The sequence below is a fragment of the Providencia alcalifaciens DSM 30120 genome (genome assembly GCF_000173415.1).
GTDB lineage: Bacteria > Pseudomonadota > Gammaproteobacteria > Enterobacterales > Enterobacteriaceae > Providencia > Providencia alcalifaciens.
The window spans coordinates 147454-169636 of record NZ_ABXW01000046.1 but is presented as its reverse complement, the minus strand read 5'-3'; the positions used below and the strand labels follow the sequence as shown (position 1 = coordinate 169636).

General features: G+C 42.6%; 23 protein-coding genes. 11 read left to right on the top strand and 12 right to left on the bottom strand.

The annotated features are described in order from the left end of the window. Positions 1–16 precede the first annotated feature (16 nt). Positions 17–487 carry a thioredoxin-dependent thiol peroxidase gene (bcp, locus tag PROVALCAL_RS08985; protein ID WP_006658893.1) on the bottom strand — a complete coding sequence of 157 codons (471 nt, stop codon included), beginning with the start codon at positions 485–487 and terminating at the stop codon, positions 17–19. A gap of 14 nt (positions 488–501) precedes the next feature. After that, a complete protein-coding gene (locus PROVALCAL_RS08980) occupies positions 502–1059 on the bottom strand; it encodes a glycine cleavage system transcriptional repressor (protein ID WP_006658892.1) in 558 nt (185 codons plus the stop codon). 249 nt (positions 1060–1308) lie between these two features. Here PROVALCAL_RS08980 and dapA point away from each other — a divergent pair, with 249 nt between their 5' ends. The 4 genes from dapA to purC all read left to right on the top strand — a co-directional run bounded on the left by dapA (position 1309) and on the right by purC (position 5147). Then, positions 1309–2217 (top strand): 4-hydroxy-tetrahydrodipicolinate synthase, encoded by a 909-nt coding sequence (gene dapA / locus PROVALCAL_RS08975; protein WP_006661605.1) that lies wholly within the window; start codon positions 1309–1311, stop codon positions 2215–2217. Between the two features lie 16 nt (positions 2218–2233). Then, positions 2234–3286, top strand: a complete 1053-nt coding sequence (gene bamC / locus PROVALCAL_RS08970) for an outer membrane protein assembly factor BamC (RefSeq protein WP_006658890.1) — start codon at positions 2234–2236, stop codon at positions 3284–3286. Positions 3287–3446: 160 nt separating this feature from the next. Further along, a complete protein-coding gene (locus PROVALCAL_RS08965) occupies positions 3447–4124 on the top strand; it encodes a hypothetical protein (RefSeq protein WP_006658889.1) in 678 nt (225 codons plus the stop codon). 309 nt (positions 4125–4433) lie between these two features. Further along, a complete protein-coding gene (gene purC / locus PROVALCAL_RS08960) occupies positions 4434–5147 on the top strand; it encodes a phosphoribosylaminoimidazolesuccinocarboxamide synthase (protein WP_006658888.1) in 714 nt (237 codons plus the stop codon). A gap of 68 nt (positions 5148–5215) precedes the next feature. Here purC and PROVALCAL_RS08955 read toward each other — a convergent pair whose 3' ends face one another. The 5 genes from PROVALCAL_RS08955 to PROVALCAL_RS08935 all read right to left on the bottom strand — a co-directional run bounded on the left by PROVALCAL_RS08955 (position 5216) and on the right by PROVALCAL_RS08935 (position 8625). Continuing rightward, on the bottom strand, positions 5216–6022 hold the full coding sequence (locus PROVALCAL_RS08955) for an energy-coupling factor ABC transporter ATP-binding protein (protein ID WP_006658887.1): 807 nt from the start codon (positions 6020–6022) through the stop codon (positions 5216–5218). Then, the gene (locus PROVALCAL_RS08950; protein ID WP_006658886.1) at positions 6006–6851 is read right to left on the bottom strand and encodes an energy-coupling factor ABC transporter ATP-binding protein; all 846 of its coding nucleotides are present in this window, start codon (positions 6849–6851) and stop codon (positions 6006–6008) included. Before PROVALCAL_RS08950 ends, PROVALCAL_RS08955 begins: the two co-directional genes overlap by 17 nt. Then, on the bottom strand, positions 6842–7546 hold the full coding sequence (locus tag PROVALCAL_RS08945) for an energy-coupling factor transporter transmembrane component T (RefSeq protein ID WP_039861813.1): 705 nt from the start codon (positions 7544–7546) through the stop codon (positions 6842–6844). The genes PROVALCAL_RS08950 and PROVALCAL_RS08945 overlap by 10 nt, the downstream gene beginning before the upstream one ends. Positions 7547–7554: 8 nt before the next feature. After that, positions 7555–8136, bottom strand: coding sequence for a membrane protein (locus PROVALCAL_RS08940; RefSeq protein WP_036961425.1), 582 nt, complete (start codon positions 8134–8136; stop codon positions 7555–7557). A gap of 63 nt (positions 8137–8199) precedes the next feature. Next, complete coding sequence (locus PROVALCAL_RS08935) at positions 8200–8625, bottom strand: PPC domain-containing DNA-binding protein (protein WP_006658883.1); 426 nt, start codon at positions 8623–8625, stop codon at positions 8200–8202. 395 nt (positions 8626–9020) lie between these two features. Between PROVALCAL_RS08935 and PROVALCAL_RS08930 the strand changes: the two genes are divergently transcribed. Continuing rightward, positions 9021–9473, top strand: coding sequence for a DUF441 domain-containing protein (locus tag PROVALCAL_RS08930; protein WP_006658881.1), 453 nt, complete (start codon positions 9021–9023; stop codon positions 9471–9473). Positions 9474–9481: 8 nt separating this feature from the next. Next, positions 9482–11515 (top strand): tRNA(Met) cytidine acetyltransferase TmcA, encoded by a 2034-nt coding sequence (locus PROVALCAL_RS08925; RefSeq protein ID WP_006658880.1) that lies wholly within the window; start codon positions 9482–9484, stop codon positions 11513–11515. Here PROVALCAL_RS08925 and PROVALCAL_RS08920 read toward each other — a convergent pair. Continuing rightward, on the bottom strand, positions 11496–11690 hold the full coding sequence (locus PROVALCAL_RS08920) for a YpfN family protein (protein WP_006658879.1): 195 nt from the start codon (positions 11688–11690) through the stop codon (positions 11496–11498). The genes PROVALCAL_RS08925 and PROVALCAL_RS08920 overlap by 20 nt on opposite strands. 111 nt (positions 11691–11801) lie before the next feature. Here PROVALCAL_RS08920 and PROVALCAL_RS08915 point away from each other — a divergent pair, with 111 nt between their 5' ends. Next, complete coding sequence (locus PROVALCAL_RS08915; RefSeq protein WP_006658878.1) at positions 11802–12200, top strand: DUF454 family protein; 399 nt, start codon at positions 11802–11804, stop codon at positions 12198–12200. 44 nt (positions 12201–12244) lie between these two features. Here the strand turns inward: PROVALCAL_RS08915 and PROVALCAL_RS08910 are convergent, their stop codons facing one another. The 4 genes from PROVALCAL_RS08910 to PROVALCAL_RS08895 all read right to left on the bottom strand — a co-directional run bounded on the left by PROVALCAL_RS08910 (position 12245) and on the right by PROVALCAL_RS08895 (position 15252). After that, complete coding sequence (locus PROVALCAL_RS08910) at positions 12245–12913, bottom strand: M15 family metallopeptidase (protein WP_006658877.1); 669 nt, start codon at positions 12911–12913, stop codon at positions 12245–12247. Then, complete coding sequence (gene dapE / locus PROVALCAL_RS08905) at positions 12910–14040, bottom strand: succinyl-diaminopimelate desuccinylase (protein ID WP_006658876.1); 1131 nt, start codon at positions 14038–14040, stop codon at positions 12910–12912. The genes PROVALCAL_RS08910 and dapE overlap by 4 nt, the downstream gene beginning before the upstream one ends. An 11-nt stretch (positions 14041–14051) precedes the next feature. Then, positions 14052–14393: an ArsC family reductase gene (locus tag PROVALCAL_RS08900; protein WP_006658875.1), complete on the bottom strand. Its 342-nt coding sequence runs from the start codon at positions 14391–14393 to the stop codon at positions 14052–14054. A gap of 238 nt (positions 14394–14631) precedes the next feature. Further along, positions 14632–15252 (bottom strand): LuxR C-terminal-related transcriptional regulator, encoded by a 621-nt coding sequence (locus PROVALCAL_RS08895; RefSeq protein ID WP_006658874.1) that lies wholly within the window; start codon positions 15250–15252, stop codon positions 14632–14634. A 449-nt stretch (positions 15253–15701) separates the two neighbouring features. On the opposite strand from PROVALCAL_RS08895, the gene maeB reads away from it, so the two are divergent. From maeB to PROVALCAL_RS08875, 4 genes are all read left to right on the top strand, one after another. After that, a complete protein-coding gene (gene maeB / locus PROVALCAL_RS08890; RefSeq protein ID WP_006661616.1) occupies positions 15702–17981 on the top strand; it encodes an NADP-dependent oxaloacetate-decarboxylating malate dehydrogenase in 2280 nt (759 codons plus the stop codon). Positions 17982–18134: 153 nt separating this feature from the next. Further along, entirely contained in the window at positions 18135–19028 is an 894-nt protein-coding gene (locus PROVALCAL_RS08885) for a ChaN family lipoprotein (RefSeq protein ID WP_006661617.1), read from the top strand. 136 nt (positions 19029–19164) lie between these two features. After that, on the top strand, positions 19165–19968 hold the full coding sequence (locus PROVALCAL_RS08880; protein WP_039861831.1) for an energy transducer TonB family protein: 804 nt from the start codon (positions 19165–19167) through the stop codon (positions 19966–19968). Between the two features lie 12 nt (positions 19969–19980). Then, a complete protein-coding gene (locus tag PROVALCAL_RS08875) occupies positions 19981–22113 on the top strand; it encodes a S9 family peptidase (protein ID WP_006658870.1) in 2133 nt (710 codons plus the stop codon). The last annotated feature ends 70 nt before the right edge of the window (positions 22114–22183 follow it).

Genomic DNA, 22183 nt, shown 5'->3' with positions numbered 1-22183 from the left:
GCAACCCTTTTAGTAATTAGGTATTAGCGTTGATGTACGCTAATACAATTTCGTGGTGATTACTGGTTTTAAAATTGTCAAAAACATGTTCGATGGTGCCATTTGCATCCACAAGGAAACTAATGCGGTGGATACCATCATAGGTTTTCCCCATAAATTGCTTTTCGCCCCACACACCAAATTGTTCACAAACTTGATGATCTTCATCGGATAACAGTGTGAAGTTTAATAACTCTTTTTCAGCGAAACGAGCCAATTTTTCTGGTTTGTCTGTACTAATACCTAAAACTTCGACACCTTTTGCTTTTAGTGTATCCATCTCATCACGCAGTCCACATGCTTGAACTGTACAGCCTGGTGTCATCGCTTTAGGATAAAAGTAAACTAATACGCGTTGACCCTGGAAATCAGAAAGATTGATGATTTCACCATCTTGGTCAGGAAGGCTAAATTGAGGAGCCTTATCACCGGCTTTCAATGGGTTCATTACATATATCTCCGTTAACTCTGCATTTTGGGATTGTTAACAATACTGATGTTGCCTTTGGCATTTAGCATTGTACATAGTTGTTGAAATTTATTCTTTATAATTATGCCATTATCATTCAATGGGTCATGAGCTGTAATTTGAATTTCCAATTGAGCCGGTTGTGTTTCAGTCGCAGGCTGAGTTTTGGACGTTAATTCCGCAATATTACACTGTTGAGTGGTAAATAAATTGGTAAATTGCTCAATAATCCTCGGGGCATCATCCACGGTGACATTCACTGTGACAGTAGAAGGATAGTACGTTGTTTGTACACTGTGTGTGCGCTTCATGACGATCAGTAAATCCAGCTCAGCCCCTTTAGCGGGTAAAATCGCTTCTAGGAGCGTGATAGCGTTCCAACTGCCGGATAACATCATGATAAACGTAAATTCCTCGCCAAACATGGCGAGTCGACTATCCTCAATATTACAATCACATTCACTGACAAGACGCGTAATTGTATTCACAATGCCCGGACGATCTGTTCCCAGCGCAGTAATAACAAGAAATTGCGGTTCAGTCTTAGGCAAAGTATCTTCCTTATTTTGACTAAATTTAGGTCAATAATATTGACTCATGATGGTGGTAAGGAAACCATAAAATTGTGAATCTGCCAAGTGGGGCGATTCACTCTTGCGACAAATATGGCTGAATTATTACTTCTATTTAAGTTAATGTCGTCGGCATTAACAAAATTCATTAAAATCTTGCGTTTGGGTGGTTTTCTTCTGTGAAATGAAAAAGTAACATGGAAACTCATCTATTTAGGGGGTATGGCGATGGCTAATCAAAACGTAAACTACAAAGACTTTTTACAAGGCAGTATTGTTGCGGTGATCACACCGATGGACTCAGCGGGTAACGTTGATAGAAAAAGCTTAAAACAGCTGGTGGATTACCATGTTGCCAATAAAACCTCTGCGATTGTGTCTGTCGGAACAACTGGGGAATCAGCAACATTAAGCCATAAAGAGCACGTTGATGTAGTGAAAGCGACACTTGAGTTAGCTGATGGTCGAATTCCTATTATTGCGGGAACGGGCGCAAATGCGACCGCAGAAGCGATTTCGCTAACAAATGAGTTTGAAAACAGTGGTGTAGTTGCGTGCCTGACGGTAACACCTTATTATAATAGACCGTCACAAGAAGGGTTATATCAACACTTTAAAGCAATTTCAGAAAACACCAGCTTGCCACAAGTGCTCTATAATGTACCATCACGCACTGGGTGTGATTTATTACCTGAAACTGTGGGGCGCTTAGCGAAATTGGCGAATATTGTGGCAATTAAAGAGGCCACAGGGAACTTAGCACGGGTTCACCAAATCAAAGAGCTGGTTGATGATCACTTTGTTCTGCTTTCCGGCGATGATGCTACCGCGCTTGATTTTATGCAACTCGGTGGAAAGGGCGTTATTTCGGTCACGTCCAACGTCGCGGCTGCGCAGATGGTAAAAATGTGTGACTTAGCGCTTGCGGGCAAATATACTGAGGCCCGTGAATTGAATAAACAGCTGATGGGTCTTCATCATCAGTTATTTGTTGAGCCGAATCCAATCCCTGCGAAATGGGCTTGTCATCGTCTAGGTCTTATTGCGGATGATACTTTACGGTTACCAATGACACCGTTAACAGTATCTGGACAGCAAAAGGTTGAGGATGCCTTGAAACTCGCGGGTTTACTGTAAAATTTAGGGAATTTTAATGGCAACATTATTGCAAAAATCGAAGGTTATGAAGGTTGCTGGCCTGTCACTTGTCGTGTTACTGGCAGCCTGCTCCAGCGATCAGCGCTATAAACGTCAGGTTAGTGGTGATGAGGAATATCTTAATGCTGCGCCATTGAAAGTATTAAATGCGCCACAAGGGATCACATTACCAGCGACTAACGGTGAATATAATATTCCTAAAACGACCTCAACAGGTGCAGTTGGGAAAGCGCTAGATATTCGCCCACCAGTACTGACGATTTCACAATTAGCGGGCTCACGTACTGAAAACAGTGCAAATGCCAGCCGTTTGTTGCTAGATAATACTCCTGAAAATAATGCGTTATGGTCACAAGTGACCATGATTTTAGAACAACGTGGTATTCCTGTTACCACGAAAAATGATGGTTCTCGTTCTATCGAAACGGATTGGGTTAAGTGGGATCGTGCGGATGAGAACGTCCCATTAGAAAGCCGTCATAAAGTCACTGTTCAGCCTGAAAATGGCATGATTGCGTTAACCGTGACTAACTTAGGCTTACGCCAAGGAAATGAAACCGTTACGGATGCTGCTGAAATTCAGCGTTATAACAAGCTGTTATTAAACGATTTAACGGATGCGCTGTACACCTTGCGTGATACATCAAGCAAAAATAGTCTGCAAAGCGCATACGGTATCATTGACGTTCAGTCGGGCAGCGATGATACAGGCTTACCAGTTGTTATCGTTCGTGCACCATATGATGCTGTCTGGGAGCGTTTACCGCACGCGTTAGAAAGCGTGGGCATGAAAGTGGGTGACCGTAGCCGTTCAGCCGGATCTGTCATGGTGACGTACAAAGGTCTAAGCAGTTCTGAATGGCAAGCGCTGGGTATTGACGATCCATCTGTGCCAGAAAATGACTATAAAGTCCAAGTGGGTGACTTGAATAACCGTAGTAGCTTACAGTTTATCAACACTAAAGGCGTACCATTAACTCAGAAACAAAATGATGAAATGGTTGCTGCACTAAAAGCTGCTTTCAGTAAAACACAGATGAAAAAATAAGTTTACATAGATAACTTATTTGTTTTATCAAGTGAAAACGCCGTCCTTTGGGATGGCGTTTTTTTTCAGGTAAAAACGTGATTTCAACGTAATAAAACCGCTTAATAGTCACTCTAACGGTGAATGTATTAGAGGTTATTTTTCGGATATACTTCAGTCAATGAAGGCTAATAATGAGGGAAAAGTCGTGGATAATAACGCATCTAAACCAACGACCAAGAGTGATAGTACTTCGATGCCAAGACAAATATCAGGGGCTGAATTTAATTATAAATTACGCAGTACCGAAAATAACCAGAGCCATACGGAAAGCTTTATTCGAGATGGCGTTGTGGACTTTGATTTACCCGGCTATGTTATTCCTAAGGGATATCGGTTAGTTAAGTCACTCAAAAAAGAACAATATCGATTATTATCGATGGAGGGAATACCAGAAACAGTTTACTTGCTCGAGCTGAGATTCCGCACGGATATTGTCTTTGGTGAAACCACATGCACTCAAATTAAAGTTTGGCGCACTATATCTCATCTACATCGGAATAATATTGGAGATTTATCTCGAATATTTTTCATTCATTTACTCGACAATCATAGCATCATGGTAACAGATGAAGAACATACTCGTGATGGACAGCGCTTCTGGGAAATCATGATTTCTTGGGCATTTTATCAAGGCTATTATATTTATGCTTCCGATGACACGCTTGAAGACCGACCACTAACACAAATCCATACTGAGGCTAAGTTCTTTAGTCAGTGGATTAATCAACTTTGGGGTAGAGATATCGACGTATATACCCACAAACTGATAATTATCAGTAAACATTCATTACTTTAACTACCCACCTACGCATTTATCCACCCTAAAATTCTCGTTGAAACAAATGGACAAAAAATCAGTATTTACGGCTAAGTAATCGTTTGCGTATGCGTGAGAATTTTATTATCATAATTAGCAGTTAATCATAAAATATTGAATATCAGTTAGTTAGCAATATCATGATTATTTTTTGATAACTGACTGAATCAGAGCAGAAAATTAACAATGAACCCGCCATTTTTAGCGGTTTATTCTTCTGTTACTTATCTGAATCTGCTGTGCAGGTTGATTTCTATTGAGTGTATTCACATCCCTGGAGTGTTTAAGATGCAAAAGAAAGCTGAGTTGTATCGTGGCAAGGCAAAAACGGTCTATACCACAGAGGATCCAGATTTACTAATTCTGGAGTTCCGCAATGATACATCAGCACTCGATGGCGAGCGTATCGAACAGTTTGACCGCAAAGGCATGGTCAATAATAAATTTAACCATTTTATTATGACTAAATTGCAAGAAGCCGGTATTCCTACCCAGATGGAAGCCCTGTTATCTGACACCGAAGCGTTGGTTAAAAAACTGGATATGGTGCCGGTTGAATGCGTTATTCGTAACCGTGCGGCAGGATCGCTGGTCAAGCGCCTTGGGGTAGAAGAAGGGATGATTTTAAACCCGCCTCTGTTTGACTTATTCCTGAAAGATGATGCCAAACACGACCCAATGGTGAATGAATCTTACTGCGAAACGTTTGGTTGGGTGAGCAAAGAAAACTTAGCGAAAATGCGCGAACTGAGCTACAAAGCGAACGATGTTTTAAGCCAGATTTTTGCTGATGCAGGTCTTATCTTAGTTGACTTCAAACTGGAATTTGGACTGTTCAACGGTGAAGTGGTTCTGGGTGATGAGTTTTCTCCAGACGGTAGCCGTTTATGGGATAAAGAAACCTTGAACAAAATGGATAAAGACCGTTTCCGTCAAAGTCTTGGTGGTTTGATTGAAGCTTACGAAGAAGTGGCTCGCCGTATTGGAGTTAAGCTTGACTAAGTATTCAACCGTGTATTAAGCGAATAGAGGATAGCCTGCAAATTGCAGGCTATTTTTTTACGTGTACATTATGACTGAATTTGTGCCATAAATTGCTGAACCCAAGAGATGGGATGGTTTTGGGGCGGTATATTTAATTGCTGGCTCAGGGCGTGTAAGGAGGGGGAAGGTAACGCTGAATTAGGTTGTAACTCGTGATGGCGTAATACGGTATCAATCTTGCCATCCGCGACTAAGTGACCCTGAGACAAATGCAAGGCACGTTCAAAGTAGCGCGCAGCAAAATCTAAATCATGGCTGATAGTGACAACGGTGGTGCCAAGCTGCTTTTGAAAATCTAGCCACTGTTCAAAATAGCCGAGCCACTGGGCGTCGAAATCTCGGCTAGGTTCATCTAACAACAATAGTTTAGGTGCGACAGCGGTTAAACACGCAACAGCGACCATTCGTCGTTGGGCTGAATGCAAGTCTAGAGGGTGTTTATCAGCGACATCGGTTAAATGACATAAATCTAAAGCGTGTTCTAACTTTTCCGTGATGTCAGATTGATTGAGTTTTTTACGGCGTAACCCAAACAAAATTTCATCTTTTACGGTGCTGTGAAAAATCTGTTTTTCCGCCTCTTGGAATAAAATTCCAATGTGCTGTGCCCGCTCGATCGCACGTAATGAAGATATGGGGTGTTGATTGAAATTGACCTCCCCATGAAAAGGCGATAACAGTCCTGCCATTAAGCGTAATAACGTGGATTTTCCTGCACCATTGTCACCGACGAGAGCGACCCATTCACCAGCATGGATTGCGAATGACAGCTCGGCAATAGCTGGCGCGGTTTTAGGTGCCCATTGAAAGCTTAAATTATTGATTTGCAGCATAGCAAGCCTCGATGCCTTGAATGAGTTGCTGTTCTTTGCATGGAACTTCCGATTGCCAAATACCATTTTCTATTAATTTACCCAACACTCGCCATGCATCTGGCATATTGATGGTATTTTGCGCGGGTAGAAATACGGAGTTAATATCCCCTTGAGCGGTGATTTTACCTTGCTCAAGTAGTGAGAAATCATCACAAAAATGCAAGGCAGGCAGTAAGTGGCGCTCCAATAGAATGACACTACAACCAGTTTGTTCACTGTAGTTTTTGAGTTGTGTTAATAGTCGATAGGTAGCTGCGGGCGTGAGACGACTAAATGCTTCATCTAATAGCAACAGCTGGGGAGACATAGCGAGGGCACTGGCTAGAACGACGCGTTGAGCTTCGCCTCCAGACAGTGTCGCAGGATGACGATCACGCAAATGCTGGCTGAATGTCAAATCCAAAGCTTGTTCAACGCGGCGAACAATTTCCTCAGGAGACAACCCCAAATTTTCAGGACCAAATGCCACTTCTTGTGCAACAGTAAAAGAGCATCCTGATAGCTGTAATTGAGGTGATTGCTGAACTAACTGGCGATCGACTGATAACTCAACTAATGATTGTTTTCCTAATCGCTGAGAAAGCACTTGCCCATCGCCGATTAATTTGCCAATCAATTGATCAGGAAACCAGCCCGCTAACAGTTGCGCAAATGTGGTTTTTCCGCTGCCATTACCGCCCAGAATACAATGCCAATGTCCTTGAGGTAAGGCTAAGTGAATAGCATCAAGAATAGGCTCTTCACTACCTTGTGGGATAAAGGACAGTTGCTGTAAATCTACCACCATAATGCAAAGGCTCCTTCAATGACGATTAATAGCAACAAAACGAGGCGCCAGATATATTGGCTTCGACTATCCATAGGTTTATGTAAAGTAGTGCGATGACGAGTATAACGAAAACCACGCATATCGAGTGCAGCACTGCGCACAGTCAGTTCGCTGAGTGTCTGGCTAACCAGTGGAAATAAGAGGGTGGGCAATGATGTCATACGTTGCCAAAAGTGACCATCTAATGGGACACCCCGAGCAAGCTGCGCTTCTCGAATGCTCGCAAGTTGTTGGCGAAACTGTTCAGCCAGTAAGAGTGGACCGGCGAGCACATAGGCAAAACTCGCAGGAAGACGGCTTGCAAACAACGCACGAATAAATTGTTCTGTGGAGACATATTGCAACCATAATTGGGATGCACTAATGATGGCTAGCAGGCGTAGCCATAAAGCCATGGCACTTTGTTGCTGAGAGATAAGTGGTGGTGAACCCGTTAATAATTGGCTTAACCAGCCTCCATGAATTAACCAAAGTCCTGCTGCCATCGGCAGCATAACCCATGCGATAAATTTCCAACGGTGATACGACGCGGACCGTAGAATGACGGCGGCAAATGGAGCGAAAGCAACAAAGACCAAGCCCCAGCCGAGTGGTAGCATCAATGTGCTAGCGCTAAACCAGAGCCATAAGGTTAATGAGGTAAAAGGATGCATCCTGACCCCTAGCGTACTTTAGCCATATTTGGGAAAGTGCGCTGAACGCGCTCTGGTAAACGACGAACAAGCATCCAAGCGACAATGGCAGAGATTATCTTATCGGCAATATTGGCACCTAAGACGGTAATGGCGACCGATTCTAATAAGTTTTCACCAACGGCGTGGAAATAGGCGACAAAAAAGTCTGCACCACTACCAGTCGTACCCGCAAATAAGTAAGTGCGGATAGGCACGGCAACAATCATTAGTGCAAAAGTGATGACTACACCCGATAAAATCACACGTGGTAGGGTACGAAAACCACCGGCTCGGGCGAGTAAGCCTGCGCTTAAGCCAATCATCATTGCCACAGGGGCAAATGCCGCGGCGATAGGACCACTTAATAATCCCCACAGTAAGTTCGTTGCTAAACCGCTAAATAAGGCAGCCCAAGGACCCGCGAGAAGTGCGCAGATAATCGTTCCAATAGAATCTAAAAAGATAGGCAGCTTTAACATAGAACTTAGCTGTCCAACGACCATATTGATTGCAATGGAGAAAACAATTAGCGCCAGTGTGCGGCTTGAAATCATTGACGAGTTTGCCATGAAATAAATATCCCTTAGAAGTTGAAAATTAACGCCATAATAAAAATCAAGACAGAATGATAGTTAACGCGAAGTGATGACCAATTCTTCATACCCGGAAAGCGTGCAATGCTCACGGGTAAATGTATTATTTTCTAATTCGCCAATAATTAATTCGAGGGTGGTTCTGACGGTGCAGCCGGGCATCATATGCCCACCACGCATATGTCCATTTTCATCGGAGACTGCAAGATGGAGATGCTCACCTTGTGCATCTAGTGTCCCGATAAGCGATACAATTTCAAATTTACCGGATGTCAGATGAGTATCTTCTTGCCCAGCAAAGCGCAGTGCAACATCGGTTAAACTACCGACACAGCCTGCAATAAATGCAGCTTGTAGCTGGTGGTGCTTTACCTGTTGTTGCAATGTGAGAATAACATCATCCCCTGGGCGTAAGCGTAGAGCGATAAAACGCGCATTTGAGTAAGTTGCTAAAGAATGAGACATAGCAAAGATCCTTGCGAATCATGTTGATAGATTTTGGTAATCTATTATACGAATTGATAAATGGCTGTCTGGGAAAGGCGATTTTTTCTGGGTTTTTTAGTGAAACACACTGTATCTTGAAAAAGATTGATAGAGAAGGTCGGGAAAAACAGAAAAAAATGGAAGTAGAGTCCCAAATATTCTAATTATTTGGCTTAAGCTTTCATCTGGTTTGCAAGGCTAAGCAAAAAACAGTGTTGTTTTTAAGGTAAACTGTTTTTCAGATAAACGATAGAAAATAGTGCTGAGCGATGAAGGAATGTTTGCCTCTTCAGCGCGAGATCAATAACATACATACTTTATGGATGCAGTAAAAGTGGAATACTGCAACGTATTTATTTTACAGGGGAAAATCTATGAGCCAAGTTGATCCAACGCTGATCATTTTGCTGGTACTGGCAGGGCTAGGTATTATCAGTCATAACATGACGGTGACGTTAGCCATGCTGTTTCTGTTGGTTGTACGGATCACGCCACTGAATAATTTCTTTCCTTGGGTAGAAAAATACGGATTAACTATTGGGATTTTAATATTGACTATAGGGGTAATGGCGCCGATTGCCAGTGGGAAGATCTCCGCAAATGATGTATTAGGCTCATTTTTGAATTGGAAATCACTCTTAGCAATAGTGATTGGCGTGTTGGTTTCTTGGTTAGGGAGCCGTGGGGTGGCACTCATGGGAAGCCAACCTTCAACTGTTGCAGGATTATTAGTCGGTACGGTGATTGGTGTGGCACTATTCCGCGGGGTTCCTGTCGGACCGTTGATTGCGGCTGGAATTCTCTCATTATTGGTTGGTAAATCGTAGCGCGACTTATGCAAAAATCATTACAGGCAATTGTTGAACAGCTACAAACTATGGGTTATCGCCGTTTGCTGGTGATATCAGGTGAGAGTGAATGGATCTCGAATGAACTTCAGCAAATTCAAAGTTATTTAGCGGGAGATTGGCTGTGTATTTCATCAGAGTTACCCAATAATATCCTACCGGAAAAAGCGCAATTATTGCTGGGACGTGAATTCACCCATGGCATCTTTGATGCACGTAAAGGACTGCACAGCGAAGCCCTTGCTATCTTAGCGGGAACATTAAAAGCGGGTAGTTTATTGGTGCTCTGTACTCCGCCACAGTCAACGTGGGCAAGTCAAAATGATGCGGATAGTGAGCGTTGGAATGAGCACTTTGGTGAAATCCCTACTCCCAATTTTGTCCGTCATTTACAGCGAACATTTTTGAATTGTCCCGAAGTGTTAGTTGTGGAGCAAAACCAGCCACGTTTCTTGAATTTGCTACCCGATCACCCCAAATGGTTTCCACCTTTAGGTCAACCGACTCAACAGCAACTCAATGCCCTGAAACAATTAATGTCCGCTAATTGCGGTGTTTGGGGATTGATCGCACCTCGAGGAAGAGGAAAATCGACAGTTGCAGGGATGCTGATAAAACAGTGGCAGGGAAAGTGCTGGTGTTGTGCACCGGCGAAAGTTTCCACCCGTGTGGTGGCTGAGTATGCGGAACATGAACTTGAATTTTGGGCACCAGATGCGCTTTTACACTATTGCGAATTTGGTCAAACGATTGATGCAGATTGGTTGATTATTGATGAAGCCGCCGCAATTCCAACGCACATGCTACGAAAAATTATCGCCTACTTTCCGCGGGTTTTAATGACGACGACAGTCGAAGGGTATGAAGGTACTGGGCGTGGATTTGTGATGAAATTTTGCGATAGCCTTGAGAATTTTACTGAGTTATCGCTAACTCAGTCGATTCGATTTGCGCAGGATGATCCGCTCGAAAAAGTGATTAATCAGAGTCTTTTGTTAGGTGAGGTGGAATCCCCTCATGCTATCGATGCACCAGCGATTACACAGTTGTTGAACCAACAACAACTTGCGGATGATCCTAAGTTGCTGAAGGGGTTTTATGGTTTATTAACGGCGGCACATTATCGAACGTCACCACTGGATCTACGACGATTATTGGATGCTCAGCATCAACATTTTGCGATGATAAGCCACGATAATCAGGATGTTATGGGGGCTGTTTGGCTGGTGGATGAAGGAGGGTTAGAGACGCATTTAAGCTGGCAAATTTGGGCTGGATTACGGCGTCCTCGGGGAAATTTAGTGGCGCAATCTCTTGCTGCGCATAGTTATTTTCCTGAGGCATCGAGGTTGCGTTCTCGGCGTGTGATGAGGATTGCAGTGCAGACCCGATATCGCCGCCAAAAAATCGGGCAACGCTTATTAGCATTACAAGTGGAACGCGGTGTTCAGGATGGTTTGGATTTTCTTTCGGTGAGTTTTGGTTTGACGCCTGACTTATTGGCATTTTGGCAATCAGCGGGATTCCATCTTTTACGTATAGGGCGCCATATTGAGGCAAGTAGTGGCTGTTATACTGCAATGGCGATATTGCCGCTATCTACGCAAGCTCGGGCAATCTGCCATCTGGGGCAACATCGCTTACAGCGAGATCTGTTTTGGCGTGATGATCTCGATGAATTTAATCTGAAAAGCACATCTGAGCAGCTACTTGATGCTGGGGATTGGCTAGAATTAGTCGGCTTTAGCCATTATAGCCGCTCGCTTGCGGCGAGTGAGGCGTCACTACAGCGCTTTTTAGCTGTTTTTCAGCAACAACATTCGCATGAAATGGTGAATACTGCTCTTGGATATTACTTCCTGCAAGGGCTATCCATCGAGCAGGCAGCAAAGCGGCTAGGTTTAGCAGGGCGAAAACAGTGGCTAAAACGTGCAAGAATGGAAATTGCCCAATGGTTGAATGATTATTACGCTGAACAGACGCGCGGATTAAAACAGCAAATTAGCGTTTTTTGTCCTTAGGCCAATCGTCGTCTTCATCGTCCCACAGGTGATTATTATCTTGGTGAGGTGGAATTTTAGGTTTGTCGTCTAAATATTTTTTGGGGTCGAGTCGCATCATTTCTTTAACTGAATTCCAAATGACGCCAACCAATAAAAGTAGAATGATCCACCAATAATCGGCTAACCAATGCATATTTGCCTTCTTATATTAATCATAATAATGTGTAGCGCAGCCAACGTTGCTAATTAGCTAGCTTAAGTGGGGTTATTTAACCATGTTTTTTGTTTTAACGGGAGAGCCGGAATGAATATAAAGAAGATCATATTCATTACAGTAGGGTGGATTGCCGTTGGCTTAGCCTTTTTAGGCGCAATTTTACCTGTGATGCCAACAACGTGTTTTTTATTACTGGCAGCATGGTGTTTTTCTCGTTCATCCCCACGTTTTCATAATTGGCTATTGTATCGCTCATGGTTTGGCGGTTATTTACGTCACTGGCAGACTTATCGGGCATTACCTAAAGGTGTAAAACCGAAAGCGATGACGCTCATCGTCCTGACATTTGCATTTTCGATTTGGGTGGTCAGTTATGGGTGGTTAAAAATCGGGCTATTCGTGGGAATGTGTTGGTTGCTGATTTTTATGTACCGTTTACCTGTGGTGGATGCTACGGAAACTCAGCAGAGTAAGACTGAGTTATAAAGTGGAAAAATGTCACTCAGTAAGGCACCGAGTGACAATAAACATTAATCCGGCACTTTAATATAGCGGTTAAACACATATTCAAGGTTAGCGAGTAACCAGTTTTTCCCACTAATATCTTCCTCAGTGAGTACCTGTTTGATAATGTCTGGCGTTAATAGTTGCTCTGCTTCATGGGACAATGGCCAGTAACTAATGTGCCAAGGTTCTTCTGCTACACCGGCATCTGTAGCAGTAAAAGGGCGATAGAAATCAAACGTTGCCATATTATCGGTGAGCCAATCATTTAACTCAGCGAAATACCCACCTTCTTGGTATTCCCACGGTTCCAATTGCAATGTTTGTCCAGCGGGGATCCGTAGCGGATCGTAAACATCAATTTCAGTTCCCCAATGATGGCGGCTAGCACCGGGCAACGCAGACCAATGCAAAATCGCTTCACACAGCTGCCCTTCAGTTAAGGTCGAAATGTCTAGCGGTTGGCTGTGTGTATCGAGAACAGGACGTTGACCTGCAAATTTTTCATTCCAAATCACCTGTTGACGAGCAAAGTCGCGAAATGCGCTGGCAGATTGTAACTTGAATCCTGCGCGTGCCGCAGCTTGTTGCATAGCAAGAAAGGCTTTAGTGGTATTAAATTGCAGTCGATGATGACCGCCTAATGTGACTAAATGGTCGGTGGAACGCCCTGTAAGCATCTCGATGGTGATCATAGTAGTAGTAACTCCATGATGCGCTCATAAATGACAGCAAGCTGTTGTAAATCCTCGATGCTAACGCACTCATCCACTTTATGGATGGTGGCATTCAGTGGACCCAATTCAATCACATGGGTACCCATTTGCGCAATAAAACGCCCGTCAGATGTACCGCCGCTGGTGGATAGTGTGGTTTCACGCCCTGTAACTTCATGGATAGCTTGGACGGTTGCACTCACTAATTCACTGTCACCTGTTAAGAAAGGCTGACCGGATAAGAACCATTCTAAGCGATAAGCCAGACCATGGCGCTCAAGCATGTCAGTGACGCGTTCACGGATTATGGTGTCAGTCAATTCCGTACTAAAGCGGAAGTTGAATTGTACCTTTAGCTCTCCAGGGATCACGTTATCTGCACCCGTACCCGCATTAATATTGGCAATTTGCATACTGGTGGCAGGGAAGTATTGGTTACCGTCATCCCATTTTGTTGTGACTAATTCTTGAAGAAAGTTTGTTGCGCGATGCACGGGGTTGTCTGCAAGGTGTGGGTAAGCGACGTGCCCTTGTGTGCCTAAAATGGTTAAGTGGGCGGTGATAGAGCCTCGACGACCATTTTTAATGATATCGCCAAGCGCAGATTGGCTCGACGGTTCCCCTACTAAGCAGTAATCGACGGATTCATGGCGAGCTTGTAATGTTTCAACGACTTTAACAGTCCCGTGGGTCGCTTTAGCCTCTTCATCAGAGGTAATCAAAAATGCGAGACGTCCCGTATGAGTCGGATATTTTTCGACAAAGCGCTCAGCGGCGACGACCATCGCGGCAATAGAGCCTTTCATATCAGCGGCGCCACGCCCATATAAATGTTGATTGATAATGGTTGGCGAGAATGGCGGCGTCTGCCACTTGCTATGATCGCCAGCAGGGACAACATCTGTGTGTCCAGCAAACGCAAGTGTTTTACCTGCGTTGCCGCGATGAGCCCAAAAATTAAGCGTATCGCCAAACGGCATTTTTTCAACGGTAAAACCGATGTTATTCAAACGTTCAATCAGTAAATCTTGGCAACCTTGGTCATCAGGGCTGATTGATGGGCGTGCAATAAGTTGTTGTGCAAGTTCGATGACAGGGCAGTTCATTGAGTCACCTTTTATCGTGTGAATGATTGGTATTCGTCAGCATTGAATCCGACAAGGTAACGGTGGTCAGCGGAGATAAGGATAGGGCGCTTGATCATTGCTGGTTCAGCGAGTAGTGCTTTCTTGGCGCTGTCTGCATCAATAACGGCATTTTTTTCTTCATCGCTCAGTTTACGCCAAGTGGTACCTCGTTTGTTCACAAGCGTTTCCCAATCGATATGCTGTAAAAATGTGGAGAGAAGCTCATCTGTGATGCCATCAACGCGATAGTCATGGAATTGGTAGCCGATTGCATTATCGTCTAAGTAACGGCGTGCTTTTTTAATGGTATCGCAGTTTTTAATCCCATACATGGTATAAGGGGGCACAGGGGTATTGGACATATGATTTTCCTCTGATGGCGAACAATGTTATGCCATACATAATGAGGGAAAATACAATTGTGGTCTACCCCTTTGAATCGAAAAGATTTATTAATATAAAAAACGATTTAATAGTAACTAAGGCAGAGTTAATATTCATAATTTTATAAATAGATAATAAAATAATTAATTCAGATAACTTACGTTAATTAAATTAAATCAGATTAAATTATTTTGAACGCATGTATATTAAACTGGCTTCTAAGCGAGAGCGAACCCGTAATTTCTTTAAAACATTTCGAATGTGAACTTTAACGGTTTCCTCTGAAATAAATAATAATTGAGATATTTCTTTATTTTTTAATCCAGCAGCCATTTCATGTAGTATTTCGCATTCACGACGAGTTAATGTGGATAGAGGATCTTTAGTTTGATGGCGTGTAATAAGATGCTGATAAACTTTTTCGCTGAATACATGATGTCCTTCCATCGCTTTTTTCAGGCTATTGAGTAGCATGTCTAGCTCACTATTCTTTAGAAGGTAACCCTGAGCACCGGCATCAATGGCGGCATATATATCCGTTTTCATTGTTGAGAAGGAAAGCACAAGGAGGTAGCTATTAATGCAATGTTTGCGCAGTAATCGGATAGTCTCGAATGTTTTATTACCCTGCAAGATAGTGTCGATCAGTATCATATTGGGTTGTTTAGTGGTGGCAATGTTTAAGGCTTCTTTGCTATTAGAAACTTCAGCTGTGATTTTAAATTCAGCTTTTGATTCTAATAAATGAGATAACCCAAAGCGAAAAATAGGATGTTCATCGATAATCATAACCGTGTGATTAGACATAGTGGGTTCCTTTTTTATGTCTTACAACTTATTCGATTAACTAGGTTTAATATAGTTAAAATACAATATATTCAAGATTACATGAAATCATTATTCTTAATTGATGAATTAATTAGCTTTGTGAAAGCATGAATAATGGAAGCGAAATTTATGGAGCTGGATATATTTAAGGTCAAATAGAAACAAGCTTTGGAATAATACATTAATTTCAAAAAAATAATAACTAAGATTGAAAAAAATTAAAGGTATTTAAAAAATGATATGAATAAAAATAATAACAATATTGTGTATGCCTAAAAATACTCCATTGTCATTTTGTGGTAAATCCGTGTAGATTTCTTGTAACTGAAAGATTTTTCTGGAAATCATAGGCACGATCATGATTTGCTAACAAGATGTGTTTATACTGTGAAGGCTCTTACCTTACCAAATTTTGAAAGGACTTGATGATGGATGATAAATTAAAACAAAGTGCTCTCGATTTTCATGAGTTTCCTCATCCTGGGAAAATTACTGTCACACCAACCAAACCATTAGTAACCCAACGCGACCTCGCATTAGCCTACTCTCCAGGGGTAGCCGTGCCATGCTTGGAAATTGCGGATGATCCACTGAAAGCGTACCGCTATACAGCAAAAGGTAACCTTGTAGGGGTTATCTCTAACGGTACAGCAGTACTGGGTTTAGGGAATATCGGTGCATTGGCCGGTAAGCCTGTTATGGAAGGGAAAGGCGTTTTATTTAAGAAATTCTCGGGCGTTGATGTTTTCGATATTGAAGTGGATGAAACCGATCCAGACAAACTCATCGATATTATTGCGTCGTTAGAACCGACCTTTGGCGGTATCAACCTCGAAGATATTAAAGCACCAGAGTGTTTTTATATTGAGCAAAAATTACGTGAACGCATGAATATTCCTGTGTTCCATGATGACCAACACGGTACCGCGATTATCTGTACGGCAGCGGTGATCAATGGTCTGCGTATTGTGAAAAAAGAAATTGGCGATGTTCGTTTAGTGGTATCCGGTGCGGGTGCGGCCTCGATTGCCTGCATGAACTTATTAGTTGCATTAGGATTAAAACGTGAAAACATCACCGTTTGTGACTCAAAAGGGGTCATTTATAAAGGTCGTGATGAGCGAATGGATGCGACTAAAGCTGCTTATGCCATTGAAGATAATGGACAGCGTACATTAGCGGATGCGATTCCTGACGCGGATATTTTCCTCGGTTGTTCTGGTCCTCGACTATTAACACCAGAAATGGTTAAAACCATGGCAAAAGACCCGCTGATTTTAGCCTTGGCAAACCCTGAACCTGAGATTTTGCCACCACTGGCGAAAGAAGTTCGCCCTGATGCGATTATCTGCACGGGACGTTCAGACTACCCGAACCAAGTTAACAACGTGCTGTGTTTCCCATTCATCTTCCGTGGTGCTTTGGATGTGGGTGCGACCACCATTAACGAAGAGATGAAACTGGCGTGTGTATATGCTATTGCGGACTTAGCGCTGGCGGAGCAAAGCGAAGAAGTGGCTTCAGCATATGGCAACCAAGATCTGTTTTTCGGCCCAGAATACATTATTCCTAAGCCGTTTGACCCACGTCTGATTGTCAAAATTGCGCCAGCCGTTGCGAAAGCGGCGATGGAATCGGGTGTCGCAACGCGTCCAATTACGGATATGGATGCATATGTTGAAAAATTGAATCAGTTTGTGCATAAAACAAACTTATTTATGAAGCCTATTTTCTCTCAAGCGAAAAAAGAGTTAAAACGCATTGTTTTAGCGGAAGGGGAAGAAGAGCGTGTTTTACATGCAACTCAAGAGTTAGTTTCTCTTGGTTTAGCTTTCCCAATTCTGGTTGGGCGTCCAAGCGTGATTGAGATGCGTATCCAAAAACTAGGATTACATATCGAGCTGGGCAAAGACTTTGAAGTGGTCAACAACGAAAATGACCCACGCTTTAAAGAATACTGGCAAGAATATTATCAGATCATGAAGCGTCGTGGTATCTCCCAAGAAATGGCGCGTCGTGCCTTGATTGCGAACCCAACCATTATCGGCGGTATCATGGTACTGCGAGGTGAAGCAGATGGCATGATCTGTGGTTCAATCGGTAGCTACAGTGAACATTACCAAGTGGTTAAAGACCTGTTTGGTTTCCGTGAGGGGGCTCACGCTGCGGGCGCAATGAACGCTTTGTTATTACCAACGGGTAATACGTTCATTGCCGACACCTATGTGAACGAAGATCCAACCCCTGAAGAGTTAGCGGAAATCACGTTAATGGCGGCGGATACTGTTCGTCGATTTGGTATTGAGCCAAAAGTTGCGTTGTTATCCCGTTCAAGTTTTGGGTCTTCAGATTGCTCATCGGCACAGAAAATGCGTGATACGCTAGCGTTAGTGAGAGCCCGTGAACCAAACTTAGAAATTGATGGTGAAATGCATGCAGATGCGGCATTAATTGAATCAATTCGTAAAGATGTGATGCCAGATAGCCCATTGAAAGGTTCTGCAAACTTATTAATTATGCCAAACATGGAAGCTGCACGTATTAGTTATAACTTACTGCGCGTGACCAGCTCTGATGGTGTGACGGTAGGTCCAGTATTAATGGGTGTTGCTAAACCCGTCCATGTTTTAACACCAATTGCCTCAGTTCGCCGCATAGTGAACATGGTGGCATTAGCAGCAGTGGAAGCTCAAACAAACCCACTGTAATTATTGCATTGATAATAATTTATCGAATGATTGATTAATTATCGAGTTCCCCAGAAAGACTTCCATTCTTGTTAATGGGAGTCTTTTTTATTTGAAAATGATTATCATTATCTGTATTTTGAATGACTTCAAAGTCACTATATGGAAAAGATAATGATATCAGCACGTTCTTTGAATTATTTAACGAAAAAGTCATCACTCCTGAGCTTAGGAATGCTTTTCGTTTTGAGTTTCACACAGCTAGGATGTACCTCTCAAACGCCAAAACCTGCCACACAGTTGGACCCTCAATTAACTCAAGTTGGTAAAATCATTGATTTGGATTCCGGTAAATCCATCACACCACAGCAATTAATCCAACAACTTGCGGCATCCCCACGGGTCATTGTTGGGGAAAAACACGATAATATTTATCATCATCAAATTGAGCAGTGGGTGGCACAAGAAATGCAACAGATACGCCCGCAAGGGGCGGTATTGCTAGAGATGCTTACTCCCAATCAACAAAGTAAGGTCGCCAATGTCCAGAAACAAATGCAAGGCAATCCTTATATTCGAGACGAAAAATTACAAGAAGTGTTGCATTGGAATACAGGTTGGCCATGGGCACAATATGGGAATTTAGTGAAGTATTTGTTAGCTCAGCCATACCCAGTGTTAGCGGCAAATATTAATCGAGATGCCGTTATGGAAGCTTACAATAACCCGCCTAAGCTGACAGGAAAGCACTCAACACAACCTGTTATTCAAGCATTAATCAATGAAACCATTAAACGCTCACACAATGGTGAATTGGATGATATTCAATCTAACAAAATGATGAATATCCAACAGCTAAGAGATAGGGCAATGGCTCAAGGGTTATTGGATGCACCTGCTCCAGCGGTTCTTTTTGCTGGGGGATATCATGCAACACGAGCAATTGGTGTTCCATTACATGTACTCGACCTTGCACCTAATGAACCATTGAAAGTATTGATTATTTCTGAGGTAGGTGAAGAAATCGACAACCTACATGCGGATTATGTGTGGTATACGCCGAAATAATCACCAATAGTCACTAATATGATGATTTAAAATCGTTAATTTTGTGAAGTAATCATCATATTTATTTGCAAATAATTTCCATTTGCATTCGTTATTAATTATCATTTGCAACTCTATAAAAGCACGTAAGATGAATATGAGCACAATAACGTTTGAAAGTGGGTATGTCAGTAGAACCACCAAAATGGGCGGATGGCTGGCTTTAGCAGTCGTTTTACACGTTGCTATTGTGGGGATTTTTATTTGGACAACGCATAATGAACGATGGGAAGACTCACTGCCGCCACCGTCTGTGGTGATGGAGTTGTCTATCGAAGCTCAAGCTAAACAGTTAACGGAAGTGAATATTGGAAAAACGCAAGAGCTTGCCGTCGCGAGTGAATCTCACAAGGCACCATCGGAAGATATCGCGATCCCTGCTTTGCCCGTTAATGAACAAGCTGAAGTGCAACTCATTAAGGCTGAAGCCAAAAAAACGAAGCCTGAGCCGAAAAAACAGAAACAGGAACAGAAGCAAGTTAAAAAAGTGCAAACCACCGATTCGAAAGCCAGCGATGCACCTGCGACCAGTGATGCCGCCGCACCGATACTAAGTCAAAAAATTGCAGCGGAACTGAATAGCCAATCAGATGCAAATGATAGCCTTCAGAAGCAATGGGAAGCCATCGTGCTGGGAAAATTGAATAAATATAAGCGCTACCCAGAAGATGCGAGCAAACGCAATCGTATCGGCAAACCTGTGGTGATGTTTACGGTGGATAGCCAAGGCTTTTTACTTGATAGCAGTTTAGTGGGCTCATCAGGTACGCGCTCTTTAGACAAAGAAGCCCTGCAAGTTTTATCGCGTGCCGCGCCGTTACCCGAGCCTCCGACGAAGATATTAAACAATGGGCGGATAACTGTCAGGTTACCTATTGATTTTACACTTAATGATAAATAGATTGGATTCACTATGCATAATAGAATCACCACATTTTGCGTGGTCACACTACTTGGGTTATATGCAGCCAGCAGCGCTGCGGAGGATAAAATGCTAGCACCAATAGCGAAAAAACAGCCCCATGTTATGACAATTCATGGTGACGAACGTGTCGATAACTATTATTGGTTAAGAGATGATAACCGTGAAGCTCCAGAAATTATTGAATATTTGAATCAAGAAAATGCCTATACCGCGCAACAACTTGAGCGGGGTGAGCCATTAAAACAACAAATTTACGATGAATTATTATCCCGAGTGAAGCAGGATGATGAATCTGTACCCTACAACTACAATGGTTATACGTACCGCTCTCGTGTCGTGGCAGGGAAAAATTACTCAATCTATGAAAGACGCCCAATTAATAGTAATGATGAATGGACGGTATTAGTTGATGGTAACCAACGCGCAGAAGGCGTTGAATATTACCGGATGGGGGCATTAGCGATATCACCGGATAATACAACGATTGCGATTGCGGAAGACCGCCAAGGTCGTAACGATTATGCTGTCTCATTTCGTAAAATTGATGACTCCACGTGGCAAGAAAATGTGCTGACAAATACGTCAGGCAATATCGTTTGGGCGAATGATAATCACACGTTGTTTTACGTCAACAAAGACAAAAAAACATTGCTTCCTTATCAAGTAGTTAAGCATCAATATGGGACTTTGCAATCGGCTGATAAGCTCGTGTATGAAGAGAAAGATGATACTTACTACGTTAGCTTAGCGAAATCGACTTCCAAAGATTATATTTTAATTGGGATTACCAGTACTGAAACGTCTGAATACCGTCTTCTTGATGCAAATCAGCCGCAACATGATGCAATAGTTCTACAACCACGTAAAACGGGTGTGGAATATTATCCTGACCATTTTAATGGAAAATTTTATATTCGCTCAAATCATCAGCATCCATTATTTGGTTTGTACATTGCAGATAATGCAGCAGCTCCGTGGGTCAGTTATATTGCGCCACGCGACAATGTTGATCTTGAGGATTTTGCCTTATTCAATAATTGGCTAGTCATTGAAGAACGTCAAAATGGTCTCGTTAATATTCGCCAAATTAGCTGGTTAACTCAAAAAGAGCATGCTGTCAGTTTTGAGGATCCCGCTTATATGGCGTGGATTGGCAATAACCCTGAGCCAGATACCGATAAATTACGCTACGGCTACTCCTCGATGACGACACCTTCTTCTGTGTATGAAATTAATATGCTAACGCAAGAGAAACAGCTATTAAAACAAGAAGAAGTAAAAGACTTCAACAAAGAAAATTACCAAAGTGAACGAATTTGGATTACGGCGCGAGATGGTGTGAAAGTGCCTGTTTCATTGGTTTATCGCAAAGATAGCTTCAAACAGGGTAAAAACCCGCTGTTAGTCTATGGCTACGGAGCGTATGGATACGGCATCGACCCATCATTTAGTTCTTCTCGATTGTCCTTGCTTGATCGCGGATTTGTGTATGCTATCGCCCATATTCGTGGCGGCGGCGATCTGGGTAAAAATTGGTACATTCAAGGTAAAACCGTCCATAAAATGAATACCTTTACGGACTTTATTGATGTTACCCACGCATTATTGGCGCAAGGTTATGGGAAAAAAGGTCATGTCTATGCCATGGGAGGCAGTGCCGGTGGTCTATTAATGGGGGCTGTTGTTAATATGGCACCTGACCTATATGAAGGCGTAGTATCTGCCGTACCATTTGTTGATGTGGTCACCACCATGCTTGACCCTTCAATTCCACTGACAACAGGGGAATATGACGAGTGGGGTAATCCTGAAAATGAAGAGGATTACTGGCGAATTAAAGCCTATAGCCCGTATGACAATATTAAAGCGCAGCATTACCCTCATATTCTAGTCACTACAGGGTTGCATGACTCACAAGTGCAGTACTGGGAACCTGCTAAATGGGTTGCGAAATTACGCGATCTTAAACAGGGCAATTCACTATTGTTATTAGAAACCAATATGAATGCAGGGCATGGCGGAAAATCAGGTCGTTTTAATGCATTAGATGATATTGCAAGGGAATACAGTTTTATTCTGATGTTAGAAAACAAAGAAACATATTTTCCAGAGTATAAATAATAAGTAGCCAATATAAGGTTATCTAGGATTAGTTGTATGGTTATTAAAACCGACAACTAATCCTATTCGC